This is a genomic window from Thermanaeromonas sp. C210 (assembly GCF_013167955.1).
Classification (GTDB): Bacteria; Bacillota; DSM-521; order Neomoorellales; family Neomoorellaceae; genus UBA12545.
Genome location: NZ_BLWF01000004.1, coordinates 362536 through 377655 on the forward strand (window position 1 = coordinate 362536; position 15120 = coordinate 377655).

The following is a 15120-nucleotide window of genomic DNA, read 5'->3' on the forward strand; positions in this document are numbered from 1 at the left end:
TCTTGGTCAACTGCGCCATCCCTTAATCCCCCGGTCACCATCACGCCATTTTGTTTTTCTGGCAGCGAGGGCATAAACCGTAAAATTCCAACCTATGATAGAATACCTCGCCTGCGCCCGCTTCCTCAGCCCTCTCTTCCAGTTCCGGCAGCGCCGGCATATCCACGTCATGGACGGCGCCGCAATTTACGCAGACGAAATGGTAGTGGTTCCGCGGATTGCCGTCGTAGCGGCTGTAGGTGCTGCCGTAATTCAGCTCCATAATCTCGCCGTCTTCCTTTAAGACGTGGAGATTCCGGTATACGGTGCCCAAGCTGATGTCCGGCAAGACTTTTCGCGCCTGGGCATAGATCCAGTCGGCCGTGGGGTGCGATGTGGTGCTGCGGAGTATTTCTAAAATGGTCTTTTTCTGCTTAGTCATGCGCCTGGCCGCCCGTTTTACATGGCTTTCGCGCTCCACTTTATTTCACCTTGCTCCCTTTTCAATTAACAATAGTTATTGTTTAGTTTGCTTATTTTACCCCCTTTTGAGTACCGGTGTCAATGCCCACGGGTCCTGGCGTATTCCCACTTTTTGGCCGGGCGTGATTTAGCTCCCGCTCGCTCCCTGAGCCTCGCGGACCAGGACTGACGCTCAATTTTCGGACGCCCCAAAGGTAGGGATGTGCCCGCCGTGTCCCCTGCTGGTTTCGTCTGCTCCCGTTTCCGAGTCCCGGCTCCTCTTTAAAATATTCGCTAAATATTTCCTTTTTCCTGCATAAAACGGGTTATTCCGCCATACGCCTGTTCTGCTATCTGTCATCAAGGTTACTCGTACCTCGCCTATTCTGGGTGCACAACATTAAGGGAAGCATATAGGAGCTTCCCTTATAAGAATAATCTCTGTTTTTAATACCTCTGGTGTATAACGCAATTTTTAATCCTTCGCCTTGTTCCCAGCTCCTTCTCTTATGTAGCGACCGAGTTGGAAGCGAGCCCTACCGGGCCTCATCACATCGTAAACGCTGAGGTTCCTGTCTTCCAAATGGTCAAAGGACTGCAAGCTGGTCATGCCGCCGTAAATATACTTCAGGGCATCCCTTTTCAGTGTGGCGTAGATTATCTCTTCGGCGCACCGCCCCTGGGCGAGCTTCCAGCCGTTGGGTGCTATGATCATGCTGTGGCCGAAGTAATAATTACCGCCTGCGTCGCCCCCGACGGCGTTCACGGCAATCATATAGACGTGATTGTCATATGCCCTGGCGAAGTTGGTAGCCCACCAGTGCTCGTATGTGCGAAGCAGCGCCGAGGGGCGTACTATCACCTCTGCTCCCTTCAGGGCCAACGTGGTAGAAAGATCCGGGAAGTCGCCATCGTAGCAGATGATTATGCCAATGGTACCCAGATCAGTCTCAAATACGTCAGCCTTATCGCCAGACGTTGTCCAACCGCCGTACTGCACCATCTCTTTTCCAAAAGGATGGGTCTTCCTATATGCACCTATAATCTTACCATCTCTTCCGATTAAGAAAGCGCTGTTATAGAGTACGCCCCTCTCCTCCCCACGCTCATAAGTAGGCCACACGACGTAGACCCTATGTTTAGCTGCTGCTTCTTGGATCTTCTCCGTGGTCTTGCCAGGTACAAAGTCCACCAAATCCCACAGCTCTTCCTTGGACAACCCGGTCTCAAAGCCTGTCGTCGTTGTTTCTGGAAAAATAACAAGTTCGGCACCAAGGTCAACAGCTTTAGGAAGCCACACCAGGGCTTTGTCCAAGTTGGCTTCCACGTTATTACTGACGGGGGCGAGCTGGATACCTGCGGCAATAAATTCCCTCACGCCAATCCCTCCTATTTAGTTCTCAATTAGTTTTAGTTATCAATGTTACATTATTCCTAATATGCCATTCCTTCCCTCAGGCTTTGGCAATTCTCCCCCACCGATAGACTGGCACTTTCTCACCGGAGGTAGGTATACTCTGGTGGATAAAATGGCATAGACGTCTCCGGTGGCCATAAGGATTGTTCTAACTTTTTATCGAGCCTGGCTCCTATTCTAAAGGGCATTCGCTTAAGCATAGCATCAGGTGGAGGCAAACTTAAGGCGGGGTGAAGACCCCGCCTATTTTAGTGGGTACTCCTTATCTCGGTGCTTCCTGATTGGCTATCTTTAACAGCAGGTATTTCTTCATTTAGGAAACCAAGGCTGTTAAATAAATAAGCCACCAGGCTTATAACAATGCCCACAACTGCGGCCAAGGCCATGCCTTTCAGCTCCACAGTGCCCAGCATCACCTTGGCCCCGCTAACGCCGAAAGTAAAGACTACGGCCGAAAGGACCAGGTTAAAATTCCGGGAATAATCTACCGCTTGCTCCACTAACATCCGGATACCGGCTGCCGCTATCACACCGAACAGCAAGATACATATACCACCCATAACCGGTGCAGGTATAGCCTGGATAAGCGCCGCCAGCTTACCAACTAGCGAAAGGAGTATAGCTATAATAGCTGCACCCCGGATTACCCAAACAGAATATACTCTCGTGATGGCCATTACCCCGATATTCTCTCCGTACGTAGTATTGGGAGGCGAACCAGTAAAGCCAGAAAGCATATTAGAAAGGCCATCGCCTAACAGTGATAAGTGCAAGCCGGGGTCTTTAACCAAGTCACGCTCTGTAATATTAGCTGTTACAATGAGATGCCCGATATGCTCGGCCAGGACTACCAGGGCCGCAGGGAAAACTATAGCAATAGCATTAAGGTTAAATACGGGCGCATGGAAAGTAGGTATCTTAAACCATGGAGCATTAGCTATAATACTTACGTCTACCATTCCCCAAGCAAAAGCTAAAATGTAACCTGCAATCACCGCGATAAGGACGGGGATGACCTGAAGAAAGCCTCGAAATATCAGAGATCCGAATACTCCTACCCCTAAAGTAAACAGGGAAACAGTTATGGCCTTAGGATCTACCTTGTCGCCCACTAAGCCAGCCATCTGGGCGGCCACGGGCGCTAGCTCCAAACCTATTACCGCCACTACCGCCCCCATAACAGGAGGTGGAAGTACCATATCTATCCACTTGGTCCCTGCCCACCGGACAATAAATGAAACAATAACGAAGAATAGGCCAAAGAATATATAACCGGACTGGGCAGCATTATAACCGTATTTGGACATTATCAAAAAAGTAGGTGCAATAAAGGCGAAACTAGAACCTAGGTAAGCCGGTATTTTACCCTTGGTAACAAAACTATAAATCAAAGTTCCTATTCCGTTCATAAGGAGCGCAATAGCCGGATCGAGCTTGAACAAGAAGGGTACGAGGACAGTGGCACCAAACATAGCGAGCAAGTGCTGGAGAGAAAGGGGGATGGTCTCTACAATAGGCAATTTTTCCTCGATCTGGATAATGCGTCGTGCCATCCTTCAATTCCTCCTTGCGTTTTATTCTTTTTTTAAATTGTGGAGGTAAACACAGTTTCTAAAAGGTTGTCTCCCCCCCTTTTTGTCCCCCCTTACTCACTGGTAAGATTCTAGATTAATCAAGGAACACGGTGGGAGTTAAAAGTTTCCCAACCCACCGTGTTCCCCAATGATTACTGGTTCTCCTTTTCTTGCCAGGCAAGATAAACCTTCTCAGCAGTTAAAGGCCCCTCTAGCATCTCGAGCCCAATGGCACTGGCCAGGGCATTGGCTACGGCTGGTGCAACAGAGATCATGGGGTGCTCCGCCACGCCTCTCGCCCCGTAGGGGCCATCAAGTTGAGGAGTCTCCACAAAGTACGCTTCCATTCTGTGCGGCAAATCCTTAACAGTAGGTATCTTATAGTCCACCAGGTTCCTTGTTAGAAGCCCACCCTGTTCATCATAGATTAGATGTTCGGAAAAGACGGTCCCTAATCCCTGGACAATACCGCCAATGACCTGCCCCCTTACCAGGGTTTCATTCAAGACTTTCCCAACATCAAAGGCAGAGACTACTTTAAGCACCTCAATATCGCCAGTGTTGATGTCCACTTCAATTTCTACCGCATGGGCGCCGTAGGTCCAATCCAGTGCAGGTAGACCCTGTCCGGTCTCCGGGTCGAGAAAAGTTAGCCCCTGGGCTATATATTTGCCTCTCCCGATAAGGGGGCCACCCACGGCGTTCCCGTTCTCATACGTGTAACCGATGGCTAGTTGACGGTAAGTCAGTCGCTTTTCCGGGTGGTGTCTTAAGAATATTTCTTCCTGGCCGAACTCTAGCTCGTCCTCGCTACAGCGTAATATAGAAGCTCCCAGGCTCCGCATTTGGGCCAGTAGATCATCGCAAGCCCGGATAAGGGCATTCCCAGCCATAACGGTCAGCCGGCTGGCCACCGTCTGCCAGTCATAGGGCGCTGTCTCTGTGCTAGTTTCCCAGACCATATGGACTTTCTCCAAGGAAAGATGCAACCGTTCCGCTACAATCTGGGCCAAAGTAGTGTAAGTGCCCTGCCCGTAGTCAATGCCGCCTACTAGGACGTGTACCGAACCATCTTCGTTCATCTTTACTATGGCAGAAGAAGCTGTCGATGGAGGCATGGCCGGCGCTTTATGCAATACCGCTACACCTATACCCCGGTATTTGCCTGTCTCCTTTTCCTTAAGTTTTTCTTCTTCTGATTTAACCAGCGGCCAACCTATTTTTTCCGCCACCAAGCCTAGGCACTTATCCACCCGGCCTGTATTTTCGTGAATTTTCTCTCCGGTGATAGTCACTGAACCTGGCTTAAGCAAATTTTTCATACGGAATTCAACAGGATCCATACCCAGTTCCTTAGCAATGAGATCCCGCTGGCGTTCTATCGCCCATAAAAACTCAGCATGCCCGAAGCCTCGATAAGCCGTACCGAAGACGTGGTTAGTATAGATGGTGTAGGAATCTATCTTCACGTTCTCCACTTCATAAGGCCCTACACCTGAGTATCCAGCTGCCCGCCCGATGTTTACGCCATAATCAGCGTAGGCTCCAGCATCCCACAGGTATTCGATCTCCTCCGCTATAATCCGGCCATCTTTAGTAACACCCGTCTTTATCCTCGCTACCAGACCCTGGCGGCAGGGTAGCGAAGAGCACTCTTCCTCCCTAGTGGCCGTGAGCTTAACAGGCCGGCCGCCGGTTGCTTTAGAAAGGCAAGCCACCAAGGCCTCTAAATGAATCCCCGCCTTCCCTCCGAAACCGCCACCTACATAAGGCACAATAACTTCAATTTTATTCCGGGGAATACCCAAAGCTATACTCATCAAGTCCCGCACAGCGAAAGGGGACTGGGCGCTGGTCCACACCTTTATGCGATCCCCTGCCGACCACTTGGCTATGGTTACATGGGTCTCTAAGGGAACATGGAAGACCTGGGGTTGGCAAAATTTGTTTTCCACTATCAAATCTGACTTGGCAAATCCTGCCTCAATATCTCCTTTACGAACTTTAAAATGATTGGCTATATTAGTTCCCGGCTTAGGAAAATAAACGCCTTTAATCCAAGAATAGGTCCCCAAGTCTTCATGGACTAAAGGAGCACCCTCTTTTATGGCTTCCTCTACATCTAATACAGCAGGTAAGGGCTCATACTCTACTTCAATAAGGTCTACCGCTTCTTGGGCCGTATCTAAGTCCACCGCAGCCACCGCCGCTACCGGTTCGCCAAAATAACGCACCTTGCCCACAGCCAGGACAGGGCGATCGATCATATAAAGCCCTAATTTGTAGGGAACGTCCTGACCGGTAAGGACCGCTTTCACGCCAGGTAGAGCTTGGGCTTTACTAGTATCTATACGTTTAATGCGCGCGTGGGCATAGGGGCTGGTCTTTAGCTTGGCATAGAGCATCCCTTGGATCTTGAGATCATGCACATAAAGGGCTTCTCCCGTTACCTTTTCTACTCCGTCGATCCTAGGGACCCCAGCTCCAATTAAGCTTTGGCAGGTCATTTTCTCGCCTCCCTTGCGGCAGCAGCTTTAATGGCTTCTACAATGGGTACATATCCAGTACACCGGCATAAATTTCCTTCAATAGCTTCTTTGATCTCTTCCTCTGTAGGATTAGGGTTGCGGTTGAGGAGCGCCCTTGCGGCCATAATCATGCCCGGTGTACAAAAACCGCACTGTAAAGCGTTATGCTCAATAAAGGCCTTTTGCAACTCAGAAAGTTGACCGTCCTTAGCTTCGCCCTCGATGGTATATACTTCGGCTCCATCGGCTTCTACAGCCAGCACCAGGCAGGAATTTACTGCTTTCCCGTTAAAAATTACTGTACAGGCACCGCACTCCCCGGCGCCGCATCCCTCTTTTGTCCCCGTTAAATTTAACCCTTCGCGTAGGAGCCATAAAAGAGTCTTGTCAGGTTCCACCCCTACAGTAACTTCTTCCCCATTAACTTTAAGCGTAATAAGTCTCTTCATAAACTTAAAACCTCCTCGCTGAGCATCGCCAGCGCCTGGCGCAGCAAATACCTGGCCATGGCCAGCCGGTATTCCCTGGAAGCCCTCTGGTCACTAATGGGATCCACTTGCGCCATGACCTGCTCAATGATGGCCTGGGCTTTTTCTTCCTGTTGCAAATCTTCCCGACGGTAAATATCTAAGCCCCGGGCCAATACCGGCGTAGGAGCCATGGCTCCAAGGGCTAAACGCAAGTCACCCTCCTGGCTCAAAAAACCAGCTACCCCTACTTGTGCCAGGTCATGGCCTTTGATACGGGATTTTTTAAGATAAATACCTTTCCCTTTAACAGGAGGTATTTCCACCCTCACCACCAGCTCGTCCGGTTTTAAGGCATTCTGTTTAACACCGGTAAAGAATTGGTCTACCGGTATCTCCCGCCATCCTGCTTGAGATGCAACGACCACCCGAGCTCTCAGGACTAGGCTTGCCGGAGCCATATCAGCAGCCGGAGAAGCGTTACAGAGATTGCCCACTAAGGTCGCCCGGTTACGTATTAACGTGTTGGCTAGGGTTTTACCCGCCTGTGCCAAGACAGGATAATGATTTACTACAGGCTTAGCCTCCAAAAGTTGATTGATAGTTACTGCCCCGCCAATGATTAGCCCCCTTGCAGGGGTGTAGCTTAACTCTTGCATCTCCGGAATCTTCTTAATATCTATCAAATACTTGACCTGCAAGACCTTATCCCTTAAATTCACAATGATATCTGTACCACCAGCGATTATCCTGGCCTCATTCCCGTACTTATACTTAAGCTCAATAGCCTCTTCCAGGCTGGTAGGCCCAAAATATTCTATCCCGGCCAATTTTCGCACCCCCTGTCTATCAAGGCCAGTTGCTCAAATTGTTATTTCTTCTTTAGGTGCAAGACAACCTTCATAATAATCAACAAAAATGCTAATCGTAGAACTAGATATTTTCACCAACAGTAGGTAAAAAGAAAAAAGCCCCCTATAGTTTTAAAAATGGGGGGCTTGTGGGCCCTGAACAAAAGGAAAGAACGAAGTCAAAAGTTAAGTGCTACTTAATAGAACCCGCTCCCTATTTTCTCGACTTCTCCTCCGCTTCTACTCCGTTTTTGCCCTCAATTTCACAATTAAGTATGATTTAAATGCGACACCACATGAGCCAAAACCCGGAGATTACTTCTGACCGGTAAATGCCGCTGTGTCGGGTACTATACTTTTATCTCCTAAACGATAAAACTCTGCCTGTTGCCGGCCGGGTCAATAAGCCAATACTCTCTGACACCAGCAGCTTCGCCCCCCATACTTTTCTCCCTTCCCCCAAATAAAAAGCCCCCTCTCTATGTACGACAGGGGGCTGCACCTTTTCTATCTAAGGAGGGGGTCTTTTAACACGAAGAGTTAGTATGAGGGGTTACTCTCATTTTACTTCTCGTCAAAGGCTACAATCCGGCAGATAGAGGACTCGCCACCCACAAACCTCCAGGGGAAACAGCCAATGATGACTCTCTTATTCAAAATCTGGTCGATGTCTCCCCCTACATTTTCGGCATGGATTATATCATAGGGGAAAAGGGCGATATGCATGACTTGGTAATCTTCCGGCGGGAAGAAGTCGTCCAAGCCCTTGCCGTATTTCTCCCGCAGGTATTTGTCCGCTTCCCGGGCCTGCACAGGCATCCACTCGCGGATTTTGGTGTTCATAGGATGGTCGGCCGAGCCGCAATCCACCCCCAGCCACTTGATTTTCATCTTTAAACACCACTCGGCAAACTCCCGCGTAGGACCCGGGTGCTTGATCATATAGCGCACTTCATCGGCTTCCGGCTGGTCCCAGGCATAATGGTGGTATCCTGTATGGATGATCAAGATATCCCCTTCTCGTACTTCCACCCGGTCCATGATATCCTTAGAAGTATAGATCCCGTAGTCCTCGGCTATGTCGCTCAAATCTACCACTACCCCCGGCCCTACCAGGAAATCTAAAGGTAGGCTGGCGATGTCCTTGCCGTGGGTGCAGAAATGCAACGGCCCATCCAGATGAGTACCCACATGGTTGGAAGTGGTAATGAGCTGTCCGTTGGCCCCATTAGGGGCTAACCGCTTGAAAAACTTGATCTGCAGTGGTTCATAAGTTGGCCAAGGCGGAGTAAGATGGCTCAAAGGCTGGGTTAGATCATACATCTTTACCTTGTCCCAGAAGGAAAGCATAAGGTTAACCCTCCTTAGGATGTTTATTTAACGTAGTCCCTACAAGAGCCTTATAGCTTTTGCTAAAGCCTCCGGCCCCCATAGTAACCAAAAGCAAACCTCAAGAGAAACTCTCCCTCCAAAGCGTTGGGGTCCCTCTACAATAACCGAAATTAGTTTAAGCATACAGGCCTTTCTTACTTCGATTCTGCTTAGGCCTTCCCCAACCACCCGAAATTTTTAAGATAGCTTTAAGTGTACTGTTCGGCAAAAGCCAATAAAGCCTTCTCAAAACATTCCCAGGGTGGATTCACTAGCCCCGCCCCCACCTGGCCTATGCCCGGTTCCTTATGGGCGATCCCGGTATTGATCTGGGGCAGGATGCCCGTCTCTACCACCTTACGTATATCTATCCCGGTGGCCGTACCCCGGAAACCTAGTACGGGAAGAGTAAAGAACCTGTTTTCCCCTGCCGTGATACTATACATCCTGCGGGAAAACTCCAGAGCATCTTCTGGAGTGCCGCCTACAAACTGTACTATAGGAATGGCCGCCGCCATGGCGAAGCCACCCAAACCTGCCGTCTCCGTAATGGCAGAATCTCCGATGTCAGGGTTAGCCTCCTCCTCGGTAAAACCTGGGAAATAAAGCCCCTTAACCCTTTGAGCAGGCCCCGTAAACCACCGGTCGCCTAATCCACTAACCTTGATTCCGAATTCTGTACCGTTGCGGGACATGACCGTGACTATGGTGCTCTTGGGGATCCCATGAGCTGCCTCCAGCATAGCCTTGGCTGCTGGCATGGAAAGATTAAGGAAGAAGTGGTCGTTCCCGTTCATAAACTCTAGAACCCGCCGGAGATCGGAAAGGGGGTAACCTGTCTCCAGAATATACGGAGCGATGGCGCGAATAAACAAAGAGGTGGCTGCTTTGTTACGGTTATGCACTTCATCCCCCATGTAGAGGGCCTGGGCGATAAGGGACTTTAGATCCACCCCCCCAGCTAGTTCTATGGCTTTACCGAGTACAGGGGCCAAAACATCACCCATCCATTTAAGCCTCTCCAAAACCTCAGGACTATAGGCCCCATAACGGAGAACCTTCCCGAGACCCTCGTTCAGGGGACAGTAGGCGCGGTTACCATGGGTCTTATTTTCGACTATAAACACAGGCATGGAGGGTGAGACCACACCGGCCATGGGACCGACACTAGCATGCTCATGGCAGGGCGAATATTCTATCTCCCTAGAAGCTAGCCTTTCCGCTTCCTGCGGAGTTTTAGCCCATCCTTCAAAGAGGATGGCTCCTATTATAGCTCCCCTTAAAGGCCCTGACATCCTATCCCAGGTTATGGGGGGGCCGGCATGGAGGAGCATATGTTCCTTAAGGCCCGGTATAACCTCTCTTGCCCAACCGATGCCTATGAGCACCGGTTGGGCGGCATGGTAGCGCTCTAAGGCTTGGCGGTTAGCCTCCTCAATATCCTCCCGTCCAATTAGCCTGTCTAAAATCTTTATAAGTTCCACCTTGCCCCGGGCCGGCGGCTCCCACCTCACTTGGTAGACAGTCGCTCCCTGTTGGCGCATAGACCTGGCAAATACTTCACTGCCCAGGTTAATCACTTTAAGCGCCGGCGGCCAATTGGCTAGGTATGCCATTTTTTGTGTGCCTCCCCAAGACAGTACGTTGCTTTGTTGCACTTTCGTCTAAGAAAAACATTTACGCAAAAAAGGATTTGAGGTGATTGATGTCCCATAGGTTTAGCCTGACAAGGAGCCCTGGATAAGTCTTGCTACTAATTGGGCTGCCGCATAGTTAGAATAGAGTACAGTGGCACCCGCTTCGCGCAATACTTTTTCCTGCTCCCGCAAACCCTGCGGATCTCCTTCCGTCCCTACCAGGACAGCTATCTGGATAAGCTGCCGTCCCGCTTGCCTGGCTATTCTCGCAGCCTCCCGTACAGCCTCTGCGGTTACTCCCGCTGGGTCAGGATGACATCCAAAGCCTAAGACTACATCGAATAGGAGTATAGCTACTTCCTCGTCCTGGGCCTCCTTAAGATAACGCGGCACCCTTAGACCAGGCTCCAGCATAGGATGGGGTCGGCCACGGGTAAAATAATCATCTCCCAAATCCAGGCAGGAGTGGGCCCGGCTTTCTTCTGGACTTTTAAGCAGAAGTTCTGGCTCCCAAGCTACATTGGAGTAGACCGGGATCCCTTTATGAGCTAAAAAGGTCAGGGTCTCATCACACAAAGTACCCCCGCAGTACAGGCCCCGCAGATACCCCCGTACTGGCCGGCCACCGGTAAGTTCCCGCGCTAGTTCCTCAATATCCTTTTCTTGGTAATATAAACTGCCTTCCTTCCCGGAAACTATAGAGCAGGCCAGAACTGCTGCCTCCTCTAGGCTCCCGGCAAACTTAACTTTACCTCTATCCTCGCCACCCATCTCGCCCATAAAGCATACAACCGCGGGCTTAGTCCCTTCCTCCAGGGCTCGGACCACCTTTTCCCGCACCTCAGGCGCCGGTGGCTTAGAAATAACTACTTTAACCTTGGTATTCTCATCCTGCTCTAGCATTTCCAGGGCGAGTGAAGTTGTTATACCGCCCACTTCCTGCCGGAGATCGCGGCCGCCGGTACCTATGGCATGGGTAACCCCTTCGCCCAGCCGATCTATTACTGTTAAAACCTGCTGGAGCCCTGTCCCCGCGGCAGCCACGATCCCTATGTGACCGGCCCTGACTTTATTAGCAAATCCTAAGCCCAGTCCTCCTATAACTGCCGTCCCGCAGTCGGGGCCCATAACGAGAAGCCCTTTTTCTTGGGCCAGCTTCTTCACCATTACCTCCTCTTCCAAGGAAACGTTATCGCTAAACAGGAACACATGGAGCCCATGTTCCAGTGCCTTTCTCGCTTCACGCGCGGCATAGACCCCGGGGACGGAGATAGCTGCTATGCCCGCCCCTTCTAGTACGGCTTCTTCCAGGGAATTATATATCTCCGCCTGTCCCGCGGCCCGGGACCGAACCCTTGGGGACAACTTCTCCTCAATCAATTCTTCCGCTTCATATAAAGCTTCTTCGCTTTCTGCCCCTAAGGCGATAAGAAGGTCTGTGGCCGCAGCCTTCTCTACCTCGGGGGTATAAAATCCCATCCCCTTTAAACTCTCTTTATTAAGATCTGTAGCCATGCCCACCAGGGCTTCCCGGATGCCAGGCAATTTCTGTATTTCCTGGGTCAGGCTCATTAAGGTTACGGAATCATAATAACTGTTGTAGCGAACCGTTATTCGTTTAAACACCAGTTGTCCCTCCTCTGCCACTCAAGGCCGAAGTACACTCCTAAGGCCATATCAAAGCCCGAACTTCCTCCTACCCCTAAAAGCTTTTTAACTGCTTCTCCCATCTCCCTGGGAGTTTCCCCCACCGCGCAGGCCAGAACCTTTTCAATAAATTCGTGTCCCCGTCCTTGCAGGGCCTCCTTTAGAAAAAAAGCGCTTAAAGGTAACGTGCGTCCCAATAAAGAAGCCACCTTCTTTTCCCATATTCCTTCCTGCAACCCGTAAGCTTTTCGCCAGATGGCCCGGGTAAGGCTTAAGCCTAAAACAAAATCATCTCCGCTGGGTGTAAGCCCAGGGCCCCAGCCTATCAGTTCCTCTAACGCTTCTTCTACACCTGCGGGGCCTTGCAGCAATAGAGAGGACTCCCATTTGCGTATTAACAGTGCTGGCTGGCCTCTGGCTTCTTCCAACATTAATTTAGATGGTGAAGCCACAGCGCTTGCCTTTAATGCCGCCCACAGTAACTTCAGGGCTTCTTCATCTATAGTTAAAGGCGCCTTAATTCCCTTTAAGGGGCTCTCCCAAGGGAGGCTAAAGCTAAAGTCAACTAAAACTTTAGGGGCGAGCCTTACCCGGTACCCCTTCTCTACCTCCACCTGGTAACCTGGAAAAAGGCCCAAGCCGGTAAGGAAAATGTTCCTGGATATAGCTAGGGTAGCGTAGCCCTCACCGCCACCTCGTTCCTGGGGCAACAGCCCAAGGAAATGTTCACCGCTGAACAGGTTTATAGCTCGGTCAAAGAGGCTATGAATATAAAAGGGTTGTTTACCCTCTAAGAGAAGGAAAAAGTCTTTTCCCCGGCGAACAACCGGCAGATAATGAAGTATGCCCCTATCTTCACTGCACAATAGCCGTCCCTGCCTGCCCCTGCAGATCTTCCCGGGCTTCTTCCAGAAGGCCCACGCCTAACGCCACTAACACCGTCTCCATTTTCTTCCCCCACTCTTGAAACGGAAGTTTCCTAGAACTGATATAATTTCTTCGAGAGGACCCAGCTGAAACCTTTGTAGAAGAGCTATAAATTTTATGCGTTGCCTATTATTAAAAGATAAAACCCCTCGCCCGCCAGGGAACGAGGGGAGAACTTTAACTTTACTGCTTCTACTTTAGAAAGATGATTCTTTGTTAAACATCTTGAACAGCCTTAAAGCCGCTTGCAGAGTAAGCCTTTGTTCGGGATCATCCGGATCAAAGCCGGTGATCTGCTTAATTTTAGTTAACCTATATAGAACAGTGTTATAATGGGTAAACAACAGCCCTGCGGTACGCTTAATGTTGCAATTTGTCTGGATATACACCTCTAACGTCTTTAAAAGTTCCCCACCTTTAGAGGTGTCATATTCGTACAACGGCCCTATGATTCTTAAAGCGAAAGATTTCTGCTCTTCTGGCCCTGGCTGGGCAAGAAGAAGGCCGTAGATCCCCAGGTTGTCATAGTAGATATCTTCCCCCGCTCCAAATATAACCTGGCCTAGCTCAAGGGCTACCCTGGCCTCGTAATAACTTTTTTTGAGTCCAACAATACCCTTGCCCGGCCGACCTATACCGATGGTGACCGACCAATGGGAGAGGTTTTGACGTAACTTTTTAACTATCTCTTGGGTCCAAGAGGCACTCTCCCTCGGGTCCCCACCTTGAGGGTTCAGGCCAAGGAGGATACCCGAAGAATGGCTAGCTAAAATATGTTTTAAATTATTCCTCCGGCAAAAGTCCTCAATCAAAGTAATCGCCCTGCTTTTTACTAGCTGGGATATCCTTTCATTTTGCGTCAGATCTTTCGTTTTTTTTACAGGTGTTACATTAAGCAATAAAACTATATATTTCAGGGTAAGGTCCCAGCCAAAGATTTTGCCTCGGGTGATGAAGCCATCTTCATCCGAGATATTTTCACTCATAAGCAACTGATCCAAAAACTCTGTTTTATATTTTTGCTCCACCTGGGCAATATCATGGTAGCGGATTATGTCCAAAGCTATAAAGAAGCATACCCGGTCTAAGTTCAAAAGGTCTAGAAAAGAAAAACTATCGTCGAACTTAAGCGCTCTTATACAACCGTAATGCTCGTTGCTTACTACCAAAGGTACCCTTATCAGTTCGGCTTGATGTCCTTCCGCTTCTATCCGTCCCCTCTCGAAAATCATTACCAGGCCTTCTATCTTATCTTTCAAGGTTTCGGTCACGGACAGATCCGTTTGTCTTTCAAGAAGACTTAAGGCCAGGTTTTCTGCCCCTTTAACCCAATTTAGCCCTGCAAGTTCCCGCCGTAAGTTTAAAGCGTCTTCCACAAGGACCAACGCCTTAAGGAGTTTAGCCAAAGCATTCCCCATCTGCTTCAGAGAGCCGCCTCCTAAAATCAGGTTGGCAAATTGCCGGTGGACTCCCATGCTCCGCCTTAAGAAGCGAGCCTGGCGGTTGACGATCTGGGCTAAGACAGCGGACATGAGATCCGAAAAGCTAGCTTCATACGGTAGTTCTAAAAGGGGCAAACCACAACTGTTAGCCGCCTCCACCATATGGGAGGGTACCGTGTCTATATACCGTTTCGGTTTAAAGGCTAAGGCTGCCAAGCCCTTGGCAGCAAGTTTAGGCACGAGTTCCTGCTGGGCGTTGAGATTATCCCGAATAGCATAGCCCGTAGTTAGCAGAAGATCCCCTTCCCTCACCCAATCTAGGATGTCAGGTACTTCCATAACATTGACATTGGTCACCACGCGGTGCAGTCCTTGTCTTCCGCCTGCTACTTTGACATTTTTAAATTCCGTAAGGCTAAGGATTTCTTCCACGGTAATACCTACTTCGTGGAACATAGGAATAACACCCGATTTCCCCTAATTTTAGGGCCTTAATCTTAGGGTCTCAGGGTGGCCACGCCACGGGCCGACCCCTTAATTTGGGACATCGTCTGCCCCCCTAACTTTAATCTACCAGACTCAAGTCTTCTTGTCCAAAGTAGTTAGTTCTCCCTGAAAAAAATCAGGGTTAGAAGCCATAGTGTCTGAGAAAACCGGAGGATATTTAACAAAAGGGAAGGAGTTACCATCCTCTGGATCGACCCCTGCAAGTACGAGCAAAAAAGAGAAGCCAGAAGAAGGAACTCCTATACCTAACATGCACCAACCCCTTCCCTTCCTGCGGGTTATCCCAGGTTAAGGTTCAGGGGTGGGCTGGT

At 49.8% G+C, this 15120-nt stretch carries 11 protein-coding genes; all 11 read right to left on the reverse strand.

The annotated features are described in order from the left end of the window. Positions 1-40 precede the first annotated feature (40 nt). The 11 genes from TAMC210_RS12125 to TAMC210_RS12175 all read right to left on the reverse strand — a co-directional run bounded on the left by TAMC210_RS12125 (position 41) and on the right by TAMC210_RS12175 (position 14758). The gene (locus TAMC210_RS12125) at positions 41-421 is read right to left on the reverse strand and encodes a Fur family transcriptional regulator (protein ID WP_173299239.1); all 381 of its coding nucleotides are present in this window, start codon (positions 419-421) and stop codon (positions 41-43) included. Positions 422-916: 495 nt separating this feature from the next. Then, positions 917-1819 carry a carbon-nitrogen hydrolase family protein gene (locus TAMC210_RS12130; RefSeq protein WP_173299053.1) on the reverse strand — a complete coding sequence of 301 codons (903 nt, stop codon included), beginning with the start codon at positions 1817-1819 and terminating at the stop codon, positions 917-919. 287 nt (positions 1820-2106) lie between these two features. Continuing rightward, a complete protein-coding gene (gene uraA, locus TAMC210_RS12135) occupies positions 2107-3411 on the reverse strand; it encodes a uracil permease (protein WP_173299054.1) in 1305 nt (434 codons plus the stop codon). A 173-nt stretch (positions 3412-3584) separates the two neighbouring features. Next, positions 3585-5939 (reverse strand): xanthine dehydrogenase family protein molybdopterin-binding subunit, encoded by a 2355-nt coding sequence (locus TAMC210_RS12140; protein WP_173299055.1) that lies wholly within the window; start codon positions 5937-5939, stop codon positions 3585-3587. Continuing rightward, entirely contained in the window at positions 5936-6409 is a 474-nt protein-coding gene (locus tag TAMC210_RS12145; RefSeq protein WP_173299056.1) for a (2Fe-2S)-binding protein, read from the reverse strand. Before TAMC210_RS12145 ends, TAMC210_RS12140 begins: the two co-directional genes overlap by 4 nt. Continuing rightward, complete coding sequence (locus TAMC210_RS12150; RefSeq protein WP_173299057.1) at positions 6406-7257, reverse strand: FAD binding domain-containing protein; 852 nt, start codon at positions 7255-7257, stop codon at positions 6406-6408. The genes TAMC210_RS12145 and TAMC210_RS12150 overlap by 4 nt, the downstream gene beginning before the upstream one ends. A gap of 585 nt (positions 7258-7842) precedes the next feature. Continuing rightward, positions 7843-8628, reverse strand: coding sequence for a cyclase family protein (locus TAMC210_RS12155; RefSeq protein WP_084666734.1), 786 nt, complete (start codon positions 8626-8628; stop codon positions 7843-7845). Positions 8629-8858: 230 nt separating this feature from the next. After that, positions 8859-10265 carry a DUF1116 domain-containing protein gene (locus tag TAMC210_RS12160; protein WP_173299058.1) on the reverse strand — a complete coding sequence of 469 codons (1407 nt, stop codon included), beginning with the start codon at positions 10263-10265 and terminating at the stop codon, positions 8859-8861. 102 nt (positions 10266-10367) lie between these two features. After that, a complete protein-coding gene (gene fdrA, locus TAMC210_RS12165) occupies positions 10368-11912 on the reverse strand; it encodes an acyl-CoA synthetase FdrA (protein ID WP_173299059.1) in 1545 nt (514 codons plus the stop codon). Continuing rightward, the gene (locus tag TAMC210_RS12170; RefSeq protein ID WP_173299060.1) at positions 11897-12304 is read right to left on the reverse strand and encodes a DUF2877 domain-containing protein; all 408 of its coding nucleotides are present in this window, start codon (positions 12302-12304) and stop codon (positions 11897-11899) included. The genes fdrA and TAMC210_RS12170 overlap by 16 nt, the downstream gene beginning before the upstream one ends. A gap of 753 nt (positions 12305-13057) precedes the next feature. After that, positions 13058-14758 (reverse strand): PucR family transcriptional regulator, encoded by a 1701-nt coding sequence (locus TAMC210_RS12175; protein ID WP_173299061.1) that lies wholly within the window; start codon positions 14756-14758, stop codon positions 13058-13060. Between the last annotated feature and the right edge of the window lie 362 nt (positions 14759-15120).